A 22,210-nucleotide genomic window follows, 5' to 3' on the forward strand; every position below is an offset into this window, starting at 1 on the left:
TCCGGGACGGCTCACTTACGGTTCCCGAGTAACCAGAAGTGACCAGGAGTGGAGCGTGCCCGTGAGCATCCTGAAGACCTATGCCCGCCTGTGGAGCGACGACCTCGACCAGGCGCTGCCCCTCCTGGAGCAGCTCACCGGCGCGGAGCCGGACCTGCGGCTGACGTTCCAGACGGTCGAACTGGCCGCCGTCGGCGACTTCCTGGTCATCGCCGGCCCCGCCGAGGAACGCGCGAAGTACGCGCACGCCTCCGCCACCGTCGTCGTCGACGACCTCGACGCCCTTCAAGAGGCGCTGCGGTCGGCCGGGGCCACGATCACCACTCCCCCGGCGCCGAGCCCGACGGGGCGGTTCCTCTACGCCCGCCACGCCGACGGAACGGAGATCGAGTACGTCCAGTGGACCGCGGAACTGGTCCGCCGGCTCATCCACCGCTGAGCCCGCCGCACGGATCCGGCGTACGGCCCTGCCGGGTGCGGGGGTCTCACAGGCGCACGGTGAGCTCCACGGCCACCTCGTCGCCCACCGCGAGCCCCTGGGGGGTACGGACGGCGTTCTTCAGCGGCAGCAGATACGCGCCCTCCCTGGGGAAGAGCGACGTGGTGAAGCCGGTCCCGCCGATCCTCGCCTCCACCGGGATCGCGCCCCAGCCGTAGGTGGCCAGGGCGGCCACCTCGCGGATGTCCGCGGACTCCTGCTCCGGCACGGCGACGAAGTAGTACGGCGACGGCCCCCGCCACTCGACGACCCGGCCGGCGAAGGAGAGTTCCATGGCTTGGTTCCGTTCCGGAGGGAGGGGCACGGGGGCGCGGCCAGCGTAGCGGGCCGGAACTCCGCGAGGCGCCGGGGGTGTTGGTCCCAGCCCCGGTATCCCGCCCCTGACCGGCGCGTTGTTACCGTGCACGCGTGTCTGACTCCTCACGCGATACCGCACAGGGCGCCGGCTGGGGCGCGGCCGAACCTGGCACCTACAAGCGGCTGATGCCGGACCACGTCGAGAAGTTGTCGTGGCTGAACCCCCGGATCTTGTGGGCCGCCCGCAACGGCGTCCTGGCGTCCTGGTTCGGCGATCCGACCGGTCGTACCCGCAGCCGCTGGGTGGCCCGGCGGGCGGCGGCGGGAGCGCCCGCCGACAAGCTGATCCGGCGGGACGTACCGCAACGGTTCTCCTTCATGGTCATCGGGGACACCGGCGAGGGCGGCGACTCCCAGTACGCTGCCGTGCCGGGCTTTCTGAAGGCCGGTCAGGGCACCGACTTCGCCGTGCTCGCCAGCGATGTCATCTATCCCGTCGGCAGCGCCGACGACTACGGCCGCAAGTTCTTCCGGCCGTACCAGGACTACCCCGCGCCGATCTACGCGATACCGGGCAACCACGACTGGTACGAGGATCTCGGCGCCTTCATGCGCGTCTTCTGCGCCGACACCCCGCCGCTCGACCCCGAGCCCCGGCCCCGCCCGCTCGGCCGCGCCTGGTGGCGCTCCCTGCTGTGGCACCGGCCGCGCCCGGCCGACGAGCAACGCTTCGCCGACGCAAGGACCTTGCGGTCGGCGCCGGCACAACAGGCCGTGCAGCCGGGACCGTACTGGGCGATCGACGCGGGACCGGTGCGGATCATCGGCCTCGACACCGGTCTGCTGGGCACGGTCGACGCCGAACAGGGCGCCTGGCTGCGGGAGGTGTCGAAGGGACCCCGGCCGAAGATCCTCGTCACCGGTTCGCCGCTGTACGTCGACGGCGAGCACCACCCCTGTCCCATCGAGGGCGGTGGCACGGTGGACGACATCGTGCGGGCCCCGGAGCACCACTACGTGGCCGCGATCGGCGGCGACATCCACAACTACCAGCGCTACCCGGTGGCCGTCGACGGCCGGACGATCCAGTACGTCGTCGCGGGCGGCGGCGGGGCGTTCATGCACGCCACGCACACCATCCCGCGGGTCTCGGTCGGCGGGGTCACCGAGCGCGAGTTCCGCTGCTATCCGCTGCGCGGCGACTCGCTCGCCTTCTACAGCCGCCTGTACGGCCGCCGGCTCCGGCTGCGCCGGTTCTTCAGCCTGACCGAGGCGGAGGCGACGGCCGTGGTGTCCGAACGGCTCGGCATCGAGCCGGGCCGTGCTCCCGGCCCCGAGGTCCGCGTCACCCGCCGTGCCCGCGTGGTCGCGGGCCTGCTCGGGACCGGCCGCCGCCCCGACCGGCCCGCCCGGTTCCGGCTGCCGGTGCGGAAGATCTACACCCAGTTGTTCTCGCCGTCCTCCACCACCTACAGCCCGCCGTTCTTCAAATGCTTCCTGCGGCTGGACGTCGCTCCGGACGCGGTCCGGCTGCGCTGTTTCGCCGCGACCGGCAACCGCGCGCAGGAGGTCGATCCGCCGGTCGAGGACGAGGTCGTCATCCCGCTGCCTCCTGCCCGCTCGAACTGATCACACGGTTGTCACACTCGCCTGCCAGAATCGGGCGGAGCAGCCGTACGACCGCTGGAGGAACCCGTGCCGTCCACCCCCCGCCCCCTGCGCAGACTGGGGTTCCTCACCATCGGTCTGTTCGACGCGGCGGACCCGGGCCGGGGCCACGAGGCCACGCTGGAACTCATCGAGCTGGGCGAGCGGCTCGGCTTCGACAGCGCCTGGGTCCGCCACCGGCACCTCCAGTACGGCATATCGTCGCCGGTCGCCGTCCTGGCCGCCGCCTCGCAGCGGACCCGCCGGATCGAGCTGGGCACCGCGGTCACTCCGCTCGGCTGGGAGAACCCGCTGCGGCTCGCCGAGGACCTGGCGACCGTCGACGTGCTCTCCGGCGGCCGGCTCAACCCGGGCGTCAGCGTGGGCCCGCCGATGCACTACGAGCAGGTCAAGGGCGCCCTCTACCCGGACACCGCCGACGCGGAGGACTTCGGCCACGAGCGGGTGCGGCGGCTGCTGGACCTGGTGCGGGGCAAGCCCGCCACCGACGTCAGCGGGGTGGAGGGCTTCGAGGCCGCGCCGCGGCAGCCGGATGTCGAACACGGCTCGGACGTCGTACAGCCGCATTCCCCCGGGCTCGGGCGGCGGCTGTGGTACGGCGGCGGCAGCCTCGGCTCGGCACGCTGGGCCGGCGCGCACGGCATGAACTTCCTGACCAGCAGCGTGGTCAAGGCGGAGAGCGCCGGGGAGACGGGCGGGCCGCCGGACTTCGCCGAGATCCAGCTGTCCCACATCCGGGAGTTCCGGGCCCACCACCCCGACGGCGAGGCGGCCCGTGTCTCCCAGGGCCTGGTGGTGATCCCCACCGACTCGGCGAGTCCCGAACAGCGCGCCCGGTACGCGGAGTACGCCGCCCGGCGGCTGCCCCGGACGGCCTCCCCGCAGGGGCCGGCGCGACTGCTGTTCGCGCCGGACCTGGTCGGCACCTCGGCGGAGCTGGCCGAGCGGTTGCACGCGCACGCCGCGTTCCGCGAGGTCGACGAGGTGGCGTTCGCGCTGCCGTTCACCTTCGAGCACGAGGACTACGTGCAGATCCTGACGGACATGGCGACGAGGCTGGGGCCGGCGCTGGGCTGGCGGCCGGACGCCTGAGGCACCGCCGGTCCGCCGCACGGCCGAGGCGTCACCACCGGCCCGCTTCCGTGCCGATGAGCGGTTCGGACGGCCGCCCGTCCACGCCGACCGGCACCTCGCCCTGGAGCATCACCCGGTGCATGATCCGCGAGGCGCCCACGTGCGTGTGGTCGCCGGGCGCGAGGTGGATGGTGGCCCGGTTGTCCCAGAAGGCGACGCTGCCGGGCTCCCAGCGGAAGCGGACCGTGTACTCGGGACGCACCGCCTGCTCCACCAGCATCTCCAGCAGCGCCGCGCTCTCCGGCCGGGAGACGTCCACGATCTGCTCCACGTAGTAGCCGTTCACGAACAGCACCCGTTCCCCGGTCTCCGGATGCACCCGGACGAGCGGGTGCACGGAGGCGACCTGCTCGTCCAGCAGCCGGCGGGCGTACGCGTCACCGCCGAGCCGGGGCTGGTAGCCGACGCCGAGCCGGTGTTCGGCGCGCAGCCCGTCCACGAAGGCGCGGACCGGCGCGGACAGCCCGGCGTAGGCCGCGGCCAGATTGGCCCAGGTGGTGTCGCCGCCGTAGGGCGGGACGGTCTCGGCGCGCAGGACGGTCGCGGCCGGCGGGTCGATCCGGGCGCCGTGGTCGCAGTGCCAGCCGCGCAGCAGGGTGTGCCGGCGCCGCTGCAGCCACTCGTCGCGCTCCATGCCGTACCTGCCGGACAGCTCCAGCCGGTCGGCGGTGGTCTCGATCTCGGGGAAGTCGGGTGGCGAGTGCGGTCCGCGGCTCGGGAGGAGGACCGGCTCGCCGAAGCGGCGCGCGAAAGCGATGTGCCCGGCATGGTCCAGGCGCTGTCCGCGGAAGAACACCACCTTCCAGCGCAGCACGGCGTGCCGGATGAGCGCGACCACCCTCTCGTCCAGCGGGCCGGCGAGGTCGACGCCGGTGATCTCGGCGCCGATGTGCCCGGCGACCGGCTGCACCTCCACGCCCGCGACGTGCTCGGCTTCGTCCACGCCTGCCCTGTGCGTCGTCATGCGCCCTCCGGTGCTCGTCGTGTCGCTCACGCAGAGATCGTGACACTCCCGGTCCGCGGACGGCGAGCCGCCGGATCGCCGTCCTCCGGCACACCGGCGCGCCGGGCGGGCGGCCGGGCGGACCCGGGCCCTCGTACGGGAGGTGGTCGGGTCGGGGCCGGCGCGGCGGGAGTACGTGCAGGGCGCCGCGCGGCGGACGGCAGCGGCCGGACGGGTCCTAGGGCTCCTCCATCCGCTCCTGTGCGTGCGGACTGCTGTCGGGGGGCGACGCGGTGAGGCTGCCGAGGATGTCGAGCAGCTCGGCGCTGCGGCTGCCGGGCTCGGCGTGGAAGACGACCAGGGTGAGCCCGTCGGTACCGTCCACGGACAGTTTGTCGGAGTGCAGGTCGAGGTCGCCGACCTGGGGGTGGCTGAGGCGGCTCACCCGGCCGTGCCGGGGTCGGACCTCGTGGCGGGCCCACAGGGTGCGGAAGCGTTCGCTGCGCAGGGACAGCTCACCGACCAGGTCGCGCAGCCGGGGGTCGTCCGGGTCCGTGCCGGCCCCCGACCGCAGCGCGGCCACGCCCTCGGCGGTGAGGTCCGCCCAGTCCCTGCGCAGCGCGCGCTCGGCGGGGTCGAGGAACACGGCCCGCAGCAGGTTGACGCCGGGCGCGTAGTTCGGGGTGAGCGCGGTGGCGAGGGCGTTGGCGGCCAGGCAGTCGGTATAGGGGTTCTGGAGGTAGGCGGGGGTGCGCGGCCAGCTGTCGATGAGCTGCAGCAGGCTCGCCGGGACCTGCTGCGTCGGGTGTCCGGGCCGGGAACCGGACGCGGGCCGTTCCCGGACGAGCCCCACGAGGTGGGCGGTGGCGTCGGTGTCCAGCCGCAGCACGCGGGCGATGGCGTCCAGTACCTGCACCGAGGGGTTGCGGTCGCGGCCCTGCTCCAGCCGCAGGTAGTAGTCGGAGCTGATGCCGGCCAGCATCGCGACCTCCTCGCGGCGCAGCCCCGGCACCCGGCGCAGCCCGCCGCCGGGCAGCCCCACGTCCTCGGGCCGTACCCGTGCCCGGCGGGCGCGCAGGAACTCGCCCAGTGCGTTCGATCCGTCCACGGCACCACCGTACGGCGGGCCGGGTGGCGGTGACTGGTCCCGTCACTCCCAGGAACACGGGGGCACTGCCGTACCGGACCGGCCGGGCGCAGGGTGAAGACAGAGGCCGCCGGGAGAGTCCGGTGGCCGGCACATTCTGCGAGGTAGGACATGACTGCACAACTCGGCGGCACCGTCACCCCGGCCGCGGGCCTGACCCTGACCCGCGTCGGCTACGGCGCCATGCAGCTGGCCGGGCCGCACGTCTTCGGCCCGCCGAGGGACCGGGAGCGGGCGGTCGCGGTGCTGCGCGCGGTGGTGGAGGCGGGCATCACCCACATCGACACGGCCGACTTCTACGGCCCGGCCGTCGTCAACGACATCATCAGGGAGGCTCTGCGCCCCTACCCGGACAGCCTGCACCTCGTCACCAAGGTCGGGGCCCGGCGGGGAGCCGACGGCAGCTGGATCATGTCGCGGCACCCCGAGGACCTGAAGGCGCAGGTGTACGACAACCTGCGGAACCTCGGCGTGGACGCGCTGGACGTGGTCAATCTTCGGCTCGGCGACATGGACACCCCGAACGAGGGCTCCGTCGCCGACCAGTTCGGTGCCCTGGCCGAGCTGCGGGAGCGGGGGCTGATCCGCCATCTCGGGCTGAGCACGGCGTCCGCCGCCCAGCTGGACGAGGCGCGGGCGATCGCTCCGGTGGTGACCGTGCAGAACCTGTACAACCTGGCCGACCGGCAGGACGACGCGCTGCTGGAGCGGACGGCGGCGGAGGACATCGCCTACGTGCCGTACTTCCCGCTCGGCGGGTTCACCCCCTTCCAGTCCGAGACGCTGGCGAAGGTCGCCGCCCGGCTGGGGGCCTCGCCGCAGCAGGTGGCGCTGGCCTGGCTGCTGCGCCGCTCCCCGAACGTCGTGCTCATCCCCGGCACCTCCTCCCCCGCGCATCTGCGGGAGAACATCGCGGCGGCGAGCCTGGTGCTGCCGGACGACGCGATGGCCGAGCTGAACGGCATCGCGAGCTGAACGGCGGGGTACCCGGGGGCGCGTGAGGCGGGTGCAGGGAAGGAGCCGCACGTGGCAGCGGAGGACCGGCTGCGGACGTACCGTGGCAGGCGCGACTTCGAGCGGACCCGGGAGCCGTCGGGCGACGCGCTCCCCGGCGAGGGCGACGGGCCTCGTTTCGTGGTCCAGATCCATGACGCGCGCCGGATGCACTTCGACTTCCGGCTCCAGGTCGAGGACGTCCTGAAGTCCTGGTCCGTCCCCAAGGGCCCGTCCACCGACCCCGGGGACAAGCGGCTGGCGGTGCCGACCGAGGACCATCCGCTGGCGTACGAGGACTTCGAGGGCGTCATCCCGAAGGGCGAGTACGGCGGCGGCACCGTGATCGTGTGGGACCGCGGCACCTACGAGCCGCTCAGTCACGACCGCGGGGGGCGCCCGGTGGACTTCGCGGAGTCCCTGGAGCGCGGGCACGCCACCTTCCGGCTCCGCGGCAGCAAGCTGCACGGCGAGTACGCCCTCACCCGTCTCCGCGGCGGCGCGGACGAGAAGGAGGCGTGGCTGCTGGTGCGCAAGGGCCCGGCGCGGTCGGCCGGGCACGGCACGCCCGATCCGCGGCGGGCCCGTTCGGTACGCACGGGACGCACGCTGGCGCAGGTCGCCACCGACGCCGGACAGGAGTGAGCCCGGCCCGCGGGCTCCCGGCCGCAGGCACCCGGATCATCGCGTTCCGCCCCCCTGGCGCTCGGAGGACGCACCGAACCCGGGTCGCCCGTTCGAGTGATCAGGTGCCGGGCAGCGGCTGTTCCGCCCAGATGGTCTTTCCGAAGCCGGTCTGCCGGCTGCCCCAGCGCTGGGTGAGCTGGGCGACGAGCAGCAGTCCCCGGCCGCCCTCGTCGTAGACGTGCGCCCGGCGCAGGTGCGGGGAGGTGGAACTGGCGTCGGAGACCTCGCAGATGAGGGCACGGTCGCGGATCAGCCGCAGGTGGATGGGGGGTTCGCCGTAGCGGATGGCGTTGGTGACGAGTTCGCTGACGACGAGTTCGGTGACGAAGGCGGCCTCCGCGAGTCCCCAGACGGCGAGTTGCTCGGTGGCCGCCTGCCGGACGACCGCGACGTGGGCGGGGTCGGGCGGGACGTCCCAGGTGGCGACCCGGTCGGCGCCGAGGGCCCGGGTGCGTGCGAGGAGCAGGGCGACGTCGTCCCAGGGCTGGGCGGGCAGGAGGGCCTTCAGTACGTCGTCGCAGAGGGCGTCGAGGGAGTCGGCGGGCGCGCCGAAGGCCCGGAGCAGATCGTCGGCGGCGCCGTCGAGGTCCTGGTCGCGGTGGTCGATCAGGCCGTCGGTGAAGAGGGCGACGACCGAGCCCTCGGGCAGCTCGCGGTCCGTGGCCTCGAACGGCAGACCGCCGACGCCGAGCGGCGGCCCGGCGGTCAGGGGAAGCAGCTCGGCGGTGCCGCCGGGCAGGATGACGGCCGGGGGCGGGTGGCCGGCGGCGGCCACGCAGAGGCGGCGGGAGACGGGGTCGTACACGGCGTACAGGCAGGTCGCGCCGAGTTCGGCGATCTCCTCGCCGCTGCCGTCGGCGGCCAGGTGGGTGACCAGGTCGTCGAGGTGGGTGAGGAGTTCGTCGGGGGGAAGGTCGACGTCGGCGAGGGTGCGGACGGCCGTGCGCAGCCGGCCCATGGTGGCCGAGGACTGGATGCCATGGCCGACCACGTCCCCCACGACCAGGGCGACCCGGCCGCTGGAGAGCGGGATGACGTCGAACCAGTCGCCGCCGATGCCGGCGAGCGATCCGCACGGCAGATAGCGGTGGGCGACCTCGACCGCGGCCTGTCCGGGCAGGCCGCGCGGCAGGAGGCTGTGCTGGAGGGCGAGGGCGGTGGAGCGTTCGCGGGCGAAGCGGCGGGCGTTGTCGATGCAGACGGCGGCGCGGCTGGCGAGCTCCTCGGCGAAGACGGCGTCGTCGGGGCCGTAGGCGTCCGGGTGGGCCATGCGGACGCAGACCGCGACACCGAGGGTGGTGCCGCGGGCCCGGAGCGGCACCGCGAGCATGGAGTGCGCGCCCTCACGGAAGGGACGCCCCCGGGGCGCTCGCGCGTTGCGTTCGGCGAGCCACTCGGTGAACGCCGGTTCGCCGGCCTGGCTGAGCACCGCGTTGCCCTCGTGCAGCGCCCGGGCGAGCGGGGAGGCCGGCCGGTAGACGTCGGTCTCGCCGATCTCCAGGGCCGCTCCGGGATCGCCGGGGCGGGTGGAGCCGTGCGCGACGCGCCGCACCTCGACGTCGCCCTCGGGGACGGTCGGCGGCTCGTCCGGGCCGAGCACCCAGTCGAGCAGGTCGATGCAGGCGAAGTCGGCGTATCGCGGAACGAGGATGCCGATCAGTTCCTCGGCGGTGCGTACGACGTCGAGCGTGGTGCCGATGCCGGTGGCGGCCTCGTTGAGCAGGACGAGGCGACGCCGGGCCCAGTACTGCTCGGTGTTGTCGAAGGCGGCCATGGCGACGGCGGCCGGCTCCCCGGAGCCGGTCCGCAGCGGCCACATCTCGATGCTCCAGAGGTGTTCCCGGTTCAGGGAGGGAGCACCGGCGAAGCTTTCGTAGCGGACGGGCCGGCCGGTCTCGGCGACCTCGCGCAGATGGCGCAGGAACCCCCGGTTGTATGCGACGTCCTCCACGGTGTCCGGGAAGAACCGGCCGGTCAGCGTGGCCTCGGGGACGCCCATCACCTTGCAGGCCGCGTCGTTGAGGCGGAGGTAGCGCTGTTGGAGGTCGAAGACCGACATCGACATGGACGCCTGCTCGAAGACCTGGGCGGCCAGTGCCGAGCCGGGCGTACCGGCCGTGACGACGTAGCCGGTGGGCGTTCCGCCGGCACCGGTGACCGCGTCGGCGGTGACGGTCAGGTCGATCCGGTGGCCGTCGCGGTGCCGCAGCGCGACGACCCCGGAGCGAGCGGCGAGCGCACCGTCCGGCACGCCCGCCGCCAGCAGGTCCGTCGCCGGCCGCCCCACGACGTCCTCGGCCGGGTGACCGGTGAGCAGTCGTGCGCCCTCGCTCCACCCGGTCACTCTGCCCAGCACATCGAGAACCGCCACGGCGGCGACAGGCTCCATATGCCCAAGGATGTTCCGATTGCCCCGGTGCATCAAGCCGCGGGGTCGTGCGCGTCAGCCCCGGTGGGCGCGCAGGGCGGCGAGGGCCCGGTCGGCGTGGGTGTTCATGCGCAGTTCGCTGCGGACGACCTCCAGGACGGTGCGGTCCTGGGCGAGCACGAAGGTGACCCGCTTGGTCGGGGCGAGGGAGAAACCGCGTGTGACGCCGAACAGCTCGCGGACCTTCCCGTCGGCGTCGGAGAGCAGCGGCATGCCGAGGCGGTGCCGGCCGGCGAACTCCTGCTGCTTGTCGACGTCGTCCCCGCTGATTCCGACGGGCCGGGCGCCGACGGCGGCGAATTCCGCGGCGAGGTCACGGAAATGGCAGGCCTCGGCGGTGCAGCCGGGCGTGAGGGCGGCGGGATAGAAGAAGAGGACGAGGGGGCCGTCGGCCAGCAGCTCGGTGAGCCGGCGGGGGGTACCGGTCTCGTCGGGCAGGGTGAAGTCCGGCACCTCGTCCCCGACGGCGATGCGCTCGGTCACGACCGGCCCTCCCCGTTGCGGGCCACTCCACGCGCCCACAGCACCAGGGGCACCTGGAGGGGCAGCCGGGCGAGGGCGGCCGCCTTGAGCGGTGCCGGGCGGTGCCGCCAGTCCACGGCCAACTTGACGTTCGCCGGGAACACACCGACGAAGAAGGCCGCTGCCGCCTTCGCGGTGAGCGCGCGTGTGCGGGGGGCCGCGATCCCCGCCGCGAGAGCCAGCTCCACCACCCCGCTGCCGTACGTCCAGGCCCTGGGAGAGCCCGGCAGTTGCCGGGGGATGGTGGCGTCGAACTGCCGGGGGGCGGCGAAGTGGGCGACTCCGGCGGCCGCCAGCAGGCCGGCGAGCAGCAGGGGTGAGCGTTCGGACCGGGGCACGGTTCCTCCTCTGGTGTCCTGCAGCCGGATATTACTGGACGGTAGGCGCCGGGGTGACCGTTCACCGGGGACGGCGGACCGGCGCCGCACCCGGGACCGAGACCGGGGACGGCGCCGGGTGCGGCGGGCGAGGCGGGCGCGTCGGCCGGCCCTGACCGGCTGCCGCCCGGAGCCGCTGGGTTCGGAGTGCCGGGGCGGGCGCTGGATTCGGAGTGCCGGAGCCGGCGCGGGGCCGCGGTGCCGAGGGACACCTTGGACGACGACACCCTCTCAGCCGGTCCGGTACAGCTCGGTGAGCAGTTCGAGCACCGCCTGGAGCGCCGGGTGCGGGTCGTCGCGCCACCAGGCGAGCCGTACGGCGACGGGTTCCGCGTCGCGCACGGGCCGGTAGACGATGCCGGGTCTCGGGTACTGGTGCGCGGTGGACTCGGCGGTCACCCCGATGCCGCGTCCGGCGGCGATGACGGTCAGCCAGTCGTCGACGTCGTGGGTCTCCTCGGTGGCCGGCCGGGCGTCCGGCGGCCACAGCTCGGGGGTGGCCGTTCCGGTACGTCGGTCCACCAGCAGGAGCCGGTCGGCGAGGTCGGCGAGCCGCACCGAACGGCGCCGGGCGAGCGCATCGTCGGCGGCCAGCGCGCACAGCCGCCGCTCCAGCCCGACGATGGCGGTGTCGAAGCGCCGGTCGTCCAGCGCCCTGCGGACGACGGCGAGATCGCAGGCGCCCTCGACGAGCCCGGCGGAGGGCGAGTTGACGCGGACCAGCTGCAGATCGACGTCGCGGTGGGCCGCGCTCCAGCGCCGCTGGAAGGCGACCGTGTGCCGGCCCACCGCCGACCAGGCATAGCCGACGCGCAGCCGGCTGTGTCCCGCGGTGGCCTCCCGGACCAGGGCGGACACGTCCGCGAGCACCCGCCGGGCCTGCGCCACCACGCGCACCCCGGCCGCGGTGGGGGTCACCTCGCGGGAGGTGCGCCTCAGCAGCCGTACTCCCAGGGCGCGTTCGAGGGAGGCGACGGCACGCGAGACGGCGGCCTGGGAGACGCCCAGAGCGATCGCCGCGTCCGTGAAGGTGCCTTCGTCGACGATGGCGACGAGAGAGCGCAAGTGGCGCAGATCGATGTCCTGCATACGCTCAGCGTATAGATCGACTGAGAGATGCATTTTGCGCAAGTATCCGTTCGGCGCACCATCCCCGTCATGCGACCAGCCCTCCGACGCCCGCACTCGGCCGGATCCGTGACCGCGAGCGCGCCCCCGCACGAGCACCGGCCCTGGCGGTCGGCCAGGCTGGCCGGGCCGGCCGCCATGGCCGGCAGCGGACTGTGCAACCAGACCGGCGCCGCCGTCGGCGCGCTGGCCTTCCCCGTCCTCGGTCCCCTCGGCGTGGTGGCCGTGCGGCAGTACGTCGCCGCACTCGTCCTGTGCGCCGTCGCCCGTCCCCGGCTGCGCCGCTTCACCTGGCGGCAGTGGTGGCCGGTGCTGCTGCTGGGCGGGGTGTTCGGCACGATGAACCTCAGCCTGTACAGCGCCGTCGACCGGATCGGCCTGGGCCTCGCCGTGACCCTGGAGTTCCTCGGGCCGCTCACCATCGCGCTGGCCGCGTCCCGACGCCGGCTGGACGCCGGGTGCGCGGTGCTGGCCGGGGCGGGGGTCGTCGTCCTGATGCGGCCGCGGCCCTCCACCGACTACACCGGGATGGCCCTCGGCCTGGTCGCCGCGTGCTGCTGGGCGTCGTACATCCTGCTCAACCGGGTCGTCGGGCGGCGCGTCCCCGGGGCGCAGGGCGCGGCGGCGGCCTCTGCCGTGTCCGCCCTCGCCTTCCTGCCCGTCGGCGTCGCCGTCGCGCTCACCCACCCACCGACGGCCCGGGCGGTGCTGTGCGCGGTGACCGCCGGTGTCCTCTCCTCCGCCGTGCCGTACCTGGCCGACCTGCTGACCCTGCGCCATGTGCCGGCCCGGACGTTCGGCCTGTTCATGAGCGTCAACCCGGTCCTGGCGGCCGTGGTCGGCCTGGTGGTCCTCGGGCAGGGGCTCGGCACCGCGGAGTGGGCGGGCATCGGCGCGGTGGTGGCGGCGAACGCGGTGTGCATCGCCAGGGCACAGCGGTGAGCCGTGCGCCGCGAGCCGGCTGCCGCCTGCGCGCATCGCTCCGGATGACCGGCGGGTGTCCGGCCGGCCTTGCCCATGCCCGGTGCCCGGGGCAACCTGGTCCTATGGGTGCTCAGGACGGCCCCACCCTCATCACGTCCGTGCAGCGGGCCTTCCGGCTGCTGGAGACGGTGAGCGCGCACGAGAACGGCGCGCCGGCGAAACAGCTGGCGCGGGAGACGCGGCTGCCCCTGGCCACCACCTATCACCTCCTGCGCACCCTGGTGCACGACGGGTACGTGCGGAAACTGGACGACGGCGGCTTCGTCCTGGGCGACAGAGTGAGTTTCGGGCACACGGCGGGCCGTACGCAGACGCTGCTCAGCCGCGTCCGCCCGGCGTTGGCGGCGCTGCGGGACGAGCTGTCCGCCGCCGCGTACCTCACGTTCTACGAGGACGGCGAGATCAGGGTCGCCGAGATCGTCGACGGCCCCCGGACCCCACGGGTCGACCTCTGGGTGGGGTTCGAGGACGCCGGACACGCCACCGCCCTCGGCAAGTGCGTGCTGCGCGAGCTGGACGAGGACGCCCGCCGGGACTACCTGTCCAGGCACCACCTGCCCGACCTCACGCCGCGGACCATCACCAGCCTTCCGGAGCTGCTCCGCAGGCTGGACTCGACGCCCTGGGCGCCGGCCGTCACGGACCTGGAGGAGTACGCGATCGGCACGGTGTGCGTCGCCGTGCCCGTCTACCGCGGGGAGGCGTTCGGCTCGCTCGGCGTCTCGCTGCCCGCGGAACGGCGGAACCGGCTCCAGGAAGTCCGCGAACGGCTGCTCCCGGTCGCGAACCGGGTGAGCCGGAGCCTCTCGCTCACTATCTGAAAACCCGCGCCTTGTGGCCGCCCGCACCCAGCCCGTTTCCTTGTTGAAACGGACATTCCGGGTGCGCACCCCCTGACAGGCAGGACAGCGGACGAGACATGAGTCATGCCCGACACCACGGCGGCGACCGCACGGCGATGCGGCTGTTCGGACAGCGGATGACCGGCGCCCTGGCATCGGCGCGCCGGCGGACCGCCGGGCAGCTGGCCGCGGGAACGCCGCTGCTGCCCGTGCTGGTCGTCGCCGTCGTCGTCCTCGTCGGCGCCGCCGCCCCGGCGGGGATGCTGTGGTTGCCGCTGCTGGTGGCCGGTCCCGCGCTGGCGGCCGCCACCAACGGGCCGCGTGGCGTGGTCTGCGTCGGTCTCCTCGCCGCGGCGCTGGGCGCGGCACTGGGCCTCGCGCACGCGGTTCCCGCGCGCGAGCCGGCGGCCGTGGTGTCCGCCCTGGTGGCCGTCACCGCGGCGAGCTGCCTGGCCAGCGCGATGCGCGGCCGTCGTGAAAGGGTCCTCGCGGCCGTCCGTTCGGTCGCCGAGGCCGCCCAGCACGCCCTGCTCCAGCCCGTACCGGAGACCGTCGGCCCGTTCCAGGTGGCGGTGCGTTACAGCGCCGCGGCGGCGGAGGCCCGGATCGGCGGGGATCTGTACGCCCTGGTGCCCACTCCGCACGGAGTGCGGCTGATCGTCGGTGACGTGCGCGGCAAGGGACTGCCCGCGGTGGGGACCGCCGCGCTCGTGCTCGGGGTGTTCCGGGAGGCCGCGTACGACGAACCGGACCTGCTCGCGGTCGTCGGGAGGATCGAGCGGAGCCTGGCCCGCAACCTGGGAGCGGACGACTTCGTCACCGCCGTGGTCGTCGGACTGCCCCCCGCGGGCCATCTGGAGGTCGTCAACTGCGGACACGCACCACCGCTGCTGATATCGGCCTCGAACGACGTCGCGACGGTGGAGCCCACCCCTCCGGCGCCGCCCCTCGGGCTGCGCTCCCTGCTGGACATCTCCCCCAGCCTCCAGCGCCTTCCCTTCTCGGCGGGCGATCAGCTGCTGCTCTACACCGACGGGGTCACCGAGGCCCGCGATCACACACGCGCGTTCTATCCGCTGGCCGACGGGGTGGCCCGCTGCGTGTCCGAGGAGCCGGGGCGCACGCTGGGCGCGCTCCACGACGAACTGCTGGCCCATGTGGGCGGGAGGCTCCACGACGACGCCGCCCTGCTCCTGCTGCGCCGGCAGTCCGCGGACGAATCGGCCCGCGTCCCGTCCCACGCGGCCGGCGCGCTCTGAAGCTCGACATCCCGTCCCGCGCGGCCGCCGCGCTCTAGAGCTCGACGAGCTCGGCCCATCGGGTGACGCCGCCGGCGTGGACGCGTATGCCGTGGCGGGCGGCGAGGGCGTGGACGATCGTCTCGCCTCGGCCGTGCTCGTCCGGGTCGATCCCGGCGAGCGACTGACCCGGGAACGCGGGCCCCCGGTCGGTGACCTCGATACGCAGGGTGCCGTATCCGTCGCCCCGGATCCACGAGAGCCGCAGCTCGGCCGGGGGCCTGGCGTGGATGACCGCGTTGGTGGCCAGCTCGGACACCACGAGCAGCGCGTCCTCGACGACGTCCGCGCACACTCTCCATTCGGCGAGGACCGCCGCCGCCCTGCGGCGTACGGCCGAGACGGCGCCGGCGACGGGCGGAACCAGACACATGTGTTCGCCTGCCACCCGAAGCAGCGTATTGAGCTGTGCCGCCATGTTGTCTCCCGATGGTGTGTGCGGCCGATCCCACGCCGCGTCTCGGCGCATTCCGACTCCACTGCACGGTATGGAGACAAATCGGGCTGGTCAATGAACGGCGGTCGGCATTACCGAACGCCACCGTCCCCGGGGGCCCCGCCGTCCGCACGGCGAAGCGCCTCCGGCGGTAATAGGCTCGCTTCATGACGGGCCCGGTCCAGTCGATCGAACGGGCGGCGGCGATTCTGCGCCTGCTCGCCGGTGGCCCCCGCCGACTCGGACTCGGTGAGGTGGCGGCTTCGCTCGGGCTGGCGAAGGGCACCGCCCACGGCATTCTGCGCACGCTCCAGCACGTGGACTTCGTGGAGCAGGACGCGGCGACCGGCAAGTACCAGCTCGGAGCGGCCCTGCTGCACCTCGGCACCAGCTACCTGGACGTCAACGAGCTGCGCTCGCGCTCCCTGAACTGGGCCGACGCGCTGGCCGCCCGCAGCGGGGAGGCGGTACGCCTCGGGACTCCGCTGGAGGGCAGCGTGCTCATCGTCCACCATGTGTTCCGGCCGGACGACACCTTCCAGACGCTGGACGTGGGCGCCCTGCTGCCCCTGCACGCCTCCTCGCTCGGCAAAGTGCTGCTGGCCTACGGAACCGCGACCGTCGAACCGGCCCGGAATCCCGAGCTGGAGGCGTACACCCGGCACACCCTGACCGACCCGGAGCGGCTCGCCCGAGCCCTCGCAGAGGTCCGGGAGGTCGGCTGGGCCGCCGAGATCCAGGAGATGAGCATGGGCGAGGCGGGGCTCGCCGCGCCGATCCGGGGGCACGGCGGCCTGGTCGTGGGCGCCATCGGGCTGTCCGGTCCGGTCGAGCGGCTCTGCGACGGCCAGGGCCACCCCCGCCCGAACCTGATCACCCTGATCCGGGAGGCCGCTCGGGCGATCTCCAGAGACCTGGGAGCCGCTCGCTGGTAGGCCAGGACAGCCGCCCCTCGATCCGTCGGAAGGCAGACCCGATCATGGCTGAACGGTACGTATTGTCCATCGATCAGGGCACCAACTCGACCCGATGCATCCTGTTCGACCACCGCGGACGGCTGGTCTCGGTCGCGCAGAAGGAACACCAGCAGCACTTTCCCAGGCCCGGCTGGGTCGAGCACGACGCCGTCGAGATCTGGCAGAACCTGCGCCGGATCGTGCCCGAGGCCCTGTCCGACGCCGGCGTCGACCAGGGGCAGGTCGCCGCCATCGGCCTGGCCAACCAGCGCGAGACGACCGTGCTCTGGGACCGGCGGACCGGCGCCCCCCTGGGCCGGGCGATCGTCTGGCAGGACACCCGCACCGCGCCGCTCGTCGAGGACCTGGTGCAGCGGCCCGGTGCGGCGTTCTTCCTGGACCGGTGCGCCCTGCCGCCCTCGACCTACTTCTCGGCGCTGCGGATCCGCTGGCTGTTCGACAACCTCAAGGGGGTGGAGCAGCGGGCCAAGGACGGCGAGGTGCTGTTCGGGACGATGGAGAGCTGGCTGATCTGGAATCTCACCGGCGGCGCCGACAACGGACTGCACATCACCGACGCCACCAACGCCAGCCGCACGATGCTGATGAACATACGCACGCTCACCTGGGACGACGAGCTGCTGGACTTCTTCGGGGTGCCCCGCCCGATGCTGCCCGAGATCAGGTCGTCCGCCGAGCAGTACGGCGAGGCCCGCGCGCTGCTGCCGGGCGTCTCCATCACGGCCGCCCTCGGCGACCAGCAGGCCGCCCTCTTCGGCCAGACCTGCTTCTCGCCGGGCGAGGCCAAGTGCACCTACGGAACGGGCAGCTTCCTGCTGCTCAACACCGGCAGCGACTTCGTGCTGTCCCGGCACGGACTGCTCACGACCGTCGCCTACAAGATCGGGGACCAGCGGCCGGCCTACGCCCTCGAAGGGTCGATCGCCATCACGGGCGCGCTCGTCCAGTGGTTCCGCGACCGCCTGGGCCTGATCAACAGCGCCCCGGAGATCGAGACGCTCGCACGCACGGTCCAGGACAACGGCGGCTGCTACATCGTCCCCGCCTTCTCGGGGCTGTTCGCGCCCCGCTGGCGCAGCGACGCGCGCGGGGTCGTCGTCGGCCTCACCTCGTACATCACCAAGGGTCATCTGGCGCGTGCCGTCCTGGAGGCGACGGGATGGCAGACCCGCGAGGTCGTCGACGCCATGAACGCCGACTCCTCGGTCTCCCTCCAGCAGCTCAAGGTGGACGGGGGCATGACCGCGAACAACCTGCTCATGCAGTTCGTGGCCGACGTGCTCGACGTGCCCGTGGTGCGGCCCATGGTCGCCGAGACGGTCTCCCTCGGCGCCGCCTACGCGGCCGGGCTCGCCGCCGGTTACTGGCCCGACCTGGAGGTGCTGCGCCGCAACTGGCACAAGGCCGCCCAGTGGCTGCCCGACATGGACCCCGGACTGCGGGAGTCGGAGTACGACAACTGGCAGCGGGCCGTCGAGCGGTCCCTGAACTGGGTCAGGCCGCCGCGCTCCCCCTGACCCGGGCCGGCCGGCACCGCCTGTGTCGGCGTGTTCCACGGCCTGGCCGCCGTGCGTGAGGGCGCCTGACCCGGCACTCGGACGCCCCTCCCCGCGCCGCCCCGCAGCGGGTGCCGCTGACCGGGGCCAGCCAGAGGCCGACGACGGCGTCGGCGAGCCCCGTGGCGGCCTCGGCTTCAAGGTCGTCATGGCGATCGGCGCGGGCGCCGCGGCCCTCGCCTTCGTCCTCGCCTCCTTCCTCCCCCGGCACCGCCCCGACGGCCCGGCCCCGGCGACCGCGGCCCCCGAGCCGTCGGCGGAGCGGGTGGCCTGAGGCGGGCGTCGGCGGAGCGGGTGGCCTGAACCGGCCGTCGGCGGAGCGGGTGGCCTGAGGCGGGCACCGGCCCCGCGGTCCGGCGTCCCAGCCCCGGTCCGGGGGGTGCGGGGCCGGGGCCGGGGCCCGTTCAGGGGAACCCTCGGGGAAAGGCGCGTGAGGGCACCGGGCCCGGTCGAGACCTTCTGCCGTGACCGCCGTGACCCTGCCGCTCATCCCGCCGATGCTGGCCGTCCCCGGCGCGCTGCCGCCGGCCGCCCAGGACGCGCGGTGGGCGTACGAGACCAAGCAGGACGGGCAGCGGGTGATGGTCTATCTGCCCGGTGACGGCGGGCTGCTGCTGCGGGCCCGTTCGGGCGAGGACATCACCGCGGCCTACCCGGAGCTGCGCCCCCTCGGCACGGCCCTGGGTGCCACCCCCGCCGTGCTGGACGGTGAGGTGCTGGCCCTCGACGAGCACGGCCGGGCCGACTTCCAGCTGCTGCAGAGCCGGATGGGCCTCGCACACGCCCCCGCGCGGGCGGCGCGCCGGGCCGCGCAGGTGCCGGTGCACCTGGTGCTGTTCGACGTGCCGTACCTGACGGAGCCCCTGGTACGGCAGAGCTGGCTGCGGCGCCGGGCGCGGCTGGAGGAGCTGGGGCTCGCGGGACCGTACTGGTCGACGCCGGCCGCCGTGACCGGGCACGGCGCCGAGGCGCTGCGCGCCACCCGTGAGCACGGCCTGGAGGGCCTGGTGTGCAAGCGGCTGGACTCGGTGTACGAGCCCGGGGTGCGCTCGCGCGCCTGGATCAAGATCCGGAACATGCGGGCCGAGGACGTGATCGTCGGCGGCTGGCTGCCCGGCAAGGGGCGGCTGAGCGGGCTGCCCGGCGCCGTGCTGGTGGGCCAGCGCGCGGGCGGGCGTCTGCGGTACGTCGGCGGGGTGGGCACGGGCTGGAGCGAGGCCGAGCGTGCCCGGCTGGCGGAACTGCTGCGGGACGGGGCGAGCGACCGGTGCCCCTTCGATCCGGTGCCGCGCGTGCCGGGGGCCCGCTGGGTGCTGCCCCGGCTGGTGGGCGAGGTCAGCTACAGCACACGCACCCGGAACGGGATGCTCCGCCAGCCGTCCTGGCTGCGGCTGCGCCCCGACCTCACCCCGGAGGAGTCGGCGGCGGACCTGCCGGAGGACCTCGGTTGACACCGGGGGCCGCCGGCGTGCCCGCACGGCAGTCACGGATGTCCGCGCTTTCCGGCCATGTCACCCGGTGGTCGCCGGGTGAGGTGACGGCGGTAGGCCCGCCGCACGGCACCCGCGAACCCCCGTGGGAGCCGGGCACCGCGCACCGGCACCGTCCGGGTCGACACCCATGGCTCCACGGTGCCGGAGATGCCGCACGGCGTCGTACGGGGACGGGGGAAACGACAGCGATCCGACGCTCACCGGCCCGCTCGACCGCACCCGGGTCAAGCCCGTCATGCTGTGCCGGGCGGGTGATCCGAGGGTCTATCGTGTCCCCCATGTCTGTGCCGGAACTGATCCGTATCGTGTCCCGTGACTCCCCCATGGCCCTGGCCCAGGTGGAGCGGGTCCGCGCCGAGTTGGCCGTACTGCACCCGGGCGTACGGACGGAGGTCGTCCCGGTCAGGACGACCGGTGACAAGTGGATGGGCGATCTGTCCGCGGTCGAGGGCAAGGGGGCGTTCACCAAGGAGGTGGACGCGGCCCTGCTGGCCGGGGAAGCGGATCTCGCGGTGCACTGCGTCAAGGACGTGCCCGCGGACCGGCCGCTGCCGACCGGGACCGTGTTCGCCGCGTTCCTCAAGCGGGACGACGTCCGGGACGCGCTGGTGCACCCGGGCGGGCTCACCCTGGACCGGCTGCCGGCCGGCAGCCGGATCGGCACCTCCTCGGTGCGCCGGATCGCCCAGCTGGCCGCCTCCCATCCGCATCTGGAGTGCGTGCCGTTCCGCGGCAACGCCAACCGCCGGCTGGAGAAGCTGGCCGCGGGTGAGGCGGACGCGCTGCTGCTGGCGGTGTCCGGCCTGGAGCGCATCGGCCGGACCGACGTGATCAGCGAGGTGCTGTCGCCGGAGGAGATGATGCCGCCGATCGGCGCGGGCATCCTCGCCCTGCAGTGCCGGGAGGACGACACCGCGCTGATCGACGCGGTCAGCGGGCTCGGCGACCCGGCCACCCACCGGGAGGCGACGGCGGAGCGGATGTTCCTGCACGTGCTCCAGGGCCACTGCAACAGCCCCATCGCCGGCTACGCGCGCGTGGACCGCAGCGGGGAACTGTCCCTGCGGGCGTGTGTCTTCACCCCGGACGGCAAGACCCGGCTGAACGCCCACGAGTGGGCGGGCCGGCTCGACCCGGCCACGCTCGGCACCTCGGTGGCGGTGGCGCTGCTGCGGCAGGGCGCCCGGGAGATCATCGACGGCATCGCGCACTGAGCGCCGTACGGCAGTCGGCGCCGGCCCCCGTGAGGCGGGCCGGCCCTGTCCGTCTCAGGCGGTGCCCGGCTCCGTCTGGTCCTTCAGGAAGGCGCTGACCTGGTGGGCCAGGCTGGCCTGCCCGGTGCCCGCCGGGGCCGCTGCCGCGGTCGACTCCAGGACGCCGGTGCCGCCCGTCCACAGCCGGCGGTCGGCCCATTCCTCGTCCACCCGCAACTGCACCTGCACGTCCACGTGCGTGAGCGCGGCCTCGGGCGCGGCGGCGTAGAGCACGGCGGTGGCCCGGCGCAGGGGGTAGACGTCGAAGCCCTCGATGAACTGGGAGTTGCGCCAGTCGATGAAGGCGCCCTCGCCGTCGGGGCCGACGCGGACGTCGAGCTGACCGTCCTCCAGATGGATGCCGTAGTGGCGCGCGCCACGGTTCTCCACGGTCACGCGGAGGCTGAAGTACGTCAACCCCGCGGCGGCGTCGTCCCGTCCGCGCGGCGGCTCGGCCGTCTCCAGGCGGTGGACGCGGACCCGCAGACCGGCATGCTCCTCGTACTCCTGCCAGTCACCGACCACGTTCGGCTCGTACACAGTGCCCCTCTCGACCTTCGAGAGCTGCTGTCTATCTGTGCGCTCAGCGCACTGTCAAATGAGCAGAATGCGCCGTGGCCAGGGTATTCACCCGCTTTCATCGGTGATCAAGCGCTGCCCAGGAAGAATCCGTCGAGGGCGCCTTCCGGCCGGGTACGCGTGCGTGCCGCACATCACGTCCGCGGCAAGATCAGCGGGCCAGGCGGCCGAGCAGGGCGGAGGCCGCGGTGATGCCGAGGGCGGCGGCCGGCGCCAGCACACCGAAGTCGGCGGCGAGATGCGCGGGCGTGCCCGGCAGCAGGCCGCGTGGGGCGTCGACTTGACGGCTGAGCGGGTTGACCTTGCTGACGGCCCGGAGCCGGCCGGGCATCACCGAGACGGGGTACAGGGCGTTGGACCCGAAGAACAGCGGCATGGTGATCGCCTGTCCGACGCCCATCAGCCGGTCGCGGCCGAGCACGATCCCCGCGATGGTCATCGACAGGCAGGAGAAGAACGCGAAGGCGATGATCACCACCGCGGCGACACCGAGCAGTTGGAGCGGGTTCCAGGTGAGACCGACACCGAGCAGCGCGGCGATGACGATCACGACGACCGCCTGGACCGGCGACTTCACCCCGGCCGCGAACGCCTTGCCGGTGATCAGCGCAGAGCGCGGGGTGGGGGCGACGAGCAGCTTGTTCAGGATGCCCGCGTCCCGCTCCCCGACGATCTCGCGAGTTCGAGGCGGCGGATCATGCCACCGGAGTAGATCTTGGCCAGCCGGTCGGCGGCGTCGGTGAGACCGACGGCGGCGAGCCCTCGCGCACGGCCGGGTCGAGCCGCAGCAGCTCGACCTCGGCACCGCGGAGCCGGGGTCCGGTGAGTCCGCCGCGCAGCCGGCGCCGGATCAGCCGCTGGACGCCCACCAGGACGTCGGCCGGCTCCTCCGGGAAAGCCTCGGCTTCCACCCCCGAAAATTACCTCTGCAACAGAGATGTCTCCCCGCCAAGAGACGGTCAAAAGAAC

The 22,210-nt window shown here is 73.7% G+C and carries 22 protein-coding genes and 3 pseudogenes; 13 read left to right on the plus strand and 12 right to left on the minus strand.

Annotated elements, in window-relative coordinates:
* The first annotated feature begins 61 nt into the window (after positions 1-61).
* On the plus strand, positions 62-439 hold the full coding sequence (locus ACZ7KF_RS40480; RefSeq protein WP_471087438.1) for a VOC family protein: 378 nt from the start codon (positions 62-64) through the stop codon (positions 437-439).
* Positions 440-485: 46 nt separating this feature from the next.
* Here ACZ7KF_RS40480 and ACZ7KF_RS40485 read toward each other — a convergent pair whose 3' ends face one another.
* Positions 486-773, minus strand: a complete 288-nt coding sequence (locus tag ACZ7KF_RS40485; RefSeq protein ID WP_471087363.1) for a DUF1905 domain-containing protein — start codon at positions 771-773, stop codon at positions 486-488.
* A gap of 134 nt (positions 774-907) precedes the next feature.
* On the opposite strand from ACZ7KF_RS40485, the gene ACZ7KF_RS40490 reads away from it, so the two are divergent.
* Positions 908-2,425: a metallophosphoesterase family protein gene (locus ACZ7KF_RS40490; protein WP_471087366.1), complete on the plus strand. Its 1,518-nt coding sequence runs from the start codon at positions 908-910 to the stop codon at positions 2,423-2,425.
* A 66-nt stretch (positions 2,426-2,491) separates the two neighbouring features.
* Complete coding sequence (locus ACZ7KF_RS40495) at positions 2,492-3,556, plus strand: LLM class flavin-dependent oxidoreductase (protein WP_471087369.1); 1,065 nt, start codon at positions 2,492-2,494, stop codon at positions 3,554-3,556.
* Between the two features lie 31 nt (positions 3,557-3,587).
* Here the strand turns inward: ACZ7KF_RS40495 and ACZ7KF_RS40500 are convergent, their stop codons facing one another.
* Positions 3,588-4,562, minus strand: a complete 975-nt coding sequence (locus ACZ7KF_RS40500) for a TauD/TfdA dioxygenase family protein (RefSeq protein WP_471087441.1) — start codon at positions 4,560-4,562, stop codon at positions 3,588-3,590.
* A gap of 217 nt (positions 4,563-4,779) precedes the next feature.
* Positions 4,780-5,649 (minus strand): helix-turn-helix domain-containing protein, encoded by an 870-nt coding sequence (locus tag ACZ7KF_RS40505; RefSeq protein WP_471087372.1) that lies wholly within the window; start codon positions 5,647-5,649, stop codon positions 4,780-4,782.
* Between the two features lie 150 nt (positions 5,650-5,799).
* Here ACZ7KF_RS40505 and ACZ7KF_RS40510 point away from each other — a divergent pair, with 150 nt between their 5' ends.
* Together ACZ7KF_RS40510 and ACZ7KF_RS40515 are read left to right on the plus strand one after the other, a co-directional pair.
* Positions 5,800-6,663, plus strand: coding sequence for an oxidoreductase (locus ACZ7KF_RS40510; RefSeq protein WP_471087375.1), 864 nt, complete (start codon positions 5,800-5,802; stop codon positions 6,661-6,663).
* A gap of 51 nt (positions 6,664-6,714) precedes the next feature.
* The gene (locus ACZ7KF_RS40515; RefSeq protein ID WP_471087377.1) at positions 6,715-7,326 is read left to right on the plus strand and encodes a DNA polymerase ligase N-terminal domain-containing protein; all 612 of its coding nucleotides are present in this window, start codon (positions 6,715-6,717) and stop codon (positions 7,324-7,326) included.
* 100 nt (positions 7,327-7,426) lie between these two features.
* Here ACZ7KF_RS40515 and ACZ7KF_RS40520 read toward each other — a convergent pair whose 3' ends face one another.
* From ACZ7KF_RS40520 to ACZ7KF_RS40535, 4 genes are all read right to left on the minus strand, one after another.
* Positions 7,427-9,757: a SpoIIE family protein phosphatase gene (locus ACZ7KF_RS40520; RefSeq protein WP_471087380.1), complete on the minus strand. Its 2,331-nt coding sequence runs from the start codon at positions 9,755-9,757 to the stop codon at positions 7,427-7,429.
* Between the two features lie 54 nt (positions 9,758-9,811).
* Positions 9,812-10,279, minus strand: a complete 468-nt coding sequence (locus tag ACZ7KF_RS40525; RefSeq protein ID WP_471087383.1) for a peroxiredoxin — start codon at positions 10,277-10,279, stop codon at positions 9,812-9,814.
* Positions 10,276-10,656 (minus strand): DoxX family protein, encoded by a 381-nt coding sequence (locus ACZ7KF_RS40530; RefSeq protein WP_471087386.1) that lies wholly within the window; start codon positions 10,654-10,656, stop codon positions 10,276-10,278. The genes ACZ7KF_RS40525 and ACZ7KF_RS40530 overlap by 4 nt, the downstream gene beginning before the upstream one ends.
* A gap of 270 nt (positions 10,657-10,926) precedes the next feature.
* Positions 10,927-11,784, minus strand: a complete 858-nt coding sequence (locus ACZ7KF_RS40535; protein ID WP_471087389.1) for a LysR family transcriptional regulator — start codon at positions 11,782-11,784, stop codon at positions 10,927-10,929.
* 177 nt (positions 11,785-11,961) lie between these two features.
* On the opposite strand from ACZ7KF_RS40535, the gene ACZ7KF_RS40540 reads away from it, so the two are divergent.
* From ACZ7KF_RS40540 to ACZ7KF_RS40550, 3 genes are all read left to right on the plus strand, one after another.
* Positions 11,962-12,765 (plus strand): EamA family transporter, encoded by an 804-nt coding sequence (locus ACZ7KF_RS40540; RefSeq protein WP_471087444.1) that lies wholly within the window; start codon positions 11,962-11,964, stop codon positions 12,763-12,765.
* Positions 12,766-12,869: 104 nt separating this feature from the next.
* The gene (locus ACZ7KF_RS40545) at positions 12,870-13,628 is read left to right on the plus strand and encodes an IclR family transcriptional regulator (protein WP_471087392.1); all 759 of its coding nucleotides are present in this window, start codon (positions 12,870-12,872) and stop codon (positions 13,626-13,628) included.
* A 98-nt stretch (positions 13,629-13,726) separates the two neighbouring features.
* Positions 13,727-14,908: a PP2C family protein-serine/threonine phosphatase gene (locus ACZ7KF_RS40550; RefSeq protein WP_471087395.1), complete on the plus strand. Its 1,182-nt coding sequence runs from the start codon at positions 13,727-13,729 to the stop codon at positions 14,906-14,908.
* A 34-nt stretch (positions 14,909-14,942) separates the two neighbouring features.
* On the opposite strand, the gene ACZ7KF_RS40555 is transcribed toward ACZ7KF_RS40550, so the two are convergent.
* Positions 14,943-15,365: an ATP-binding protein gene (locus ACZ7KF_RS40555; RefSeq protein WP_471087398.1), complete on the minus strand. Its 423-nt coding sequence runs from the start codon at positions 15,363-15,365 to the stop codon at positions 14,943-14,945.
* Between the two features lie 185 nt (positions 15,366-15,550).
* Between ACZ7KF_RS40555 and ACZ7KF_RS40560 the strand changes: the two genes are divergently transcribed.
* The 5 genes from ACZ7KF_RS40560 (at position 15,551) to hemC (ending at position 20,623) form a co-directional block, all read left to right on the plus strand.
* Positions 15,551-16,318 (plus strand): IclR family transcriptional regulator, encoded by a 768-nt coding sequence (locus ACZ7KF_RS40560; RefSeq protein WP_471087401.1) that lies wholly within the window; start codon positions 15,551-15,553, stop codon positions 16,316-16,318.
* A 44-nt stretch (positions 16,319-16,362) separates the two neighbouring features.
* Positions 16,363-17,877, plus strand: coding sequence for a glycerol kinase GlpK (gene glpK, locus ACZ7KF_RS40565; RefSeq protein ID WP_471087403.1), 1,515 nt, complete (start codon positions 16,363-16,365; stop codon positions 17,875-17,877).
* Between the two features lie 55 nt (positions 17,878-17,932).
* The gene (locus tag ACZ7KF_RS40570) at positions 17,933-18,190 is read left to right on the plus strand and encodes a hypothetical protein (RefSeq protein WP_471087406.1); all 258 of its coding nucleotides are present in this window, start codon (positions 17,933-17,935) and stop codon (positions 18,188-18,190) included.
* Positions 18,191-18,389: 199 nt separating this feature from the next.
* Positions 18,390-19,367: an ATP-dependent DNA ligase gene (locus ACZ7KF_RS40575; RefSeq protein ID WP_471087447.1), complete on the plus strand. Its 978-nt coding sequence runs from the start codon at positions 18,390-18,392 to the stop codon at positions 19,365-19,367.
* A gap of 320 nt (positions 19,368-19,687) precedes the next feature.
* A complete protein-coding gene (gene hemC / locus ACZ7KF_RS40580) occupies positions 19,688-20,623 on the plus strand; it encodes a hydroxymethylbilane synthase (RefSeq protein ID WP_471087409.1) in 936 nt (311 codons plus the stop codon).
* Between the two features lie 54 nt (positions 20,624-20,677).
* Here the strand turns inward: hemC and ACZ7KF_RS40585 are convergent, their stop codons facing one another.
* The 4 genes and pseudogenes from ACZ7KF_RS40585 to ACZ7KF_RS40600 form a co-directional block, all read right to left on the minus strand.
* A complete protein-coding gene (locus ACZ7KF_RS40585) occupies positions 20,678-21,202 on the minus strand; it encodes a hypothetical protein (RefSeq protein ID WP_471087412.1) in 525 nt (174 codons plus the stop codon).
* 190 nt (positions 21,203-21,392) lie between these two features.
* Positions 21,393-21,917, minus strand: a pseudogene (locus ACZ7KF_RS40590) (ABC transporter permease); the annotation flags it as partial.
* Positions 21,893-22,036 (minus strand): annotated as a pseudogene (locus ACZ7KF_RS40595) (ABC transporter ATP-binding protein); the annotation flags it as partial. The pseudogenes ACZ7KF_RS40590 and ACZ7KF_RS40595, both read right to left, overlap by 25 nt.
* Positions 22,021-22,152, minus strand: a pseudogene (locus ACZ7KF_RS40600) (MarR family transcriptional regulator); the annotation flags it as partial. The pseudogenes ACZ7KF_RS40600 and ACZ7KF_RS40595, both read right to left, overlap by 16 nt.
* Between the last annotated feature and the right edge of the window lie 58 nt (positions 22,153-22,210).

It is taken from the genome of Streptomyces sp. NPDC038200 (assembly GCF_055600785.1).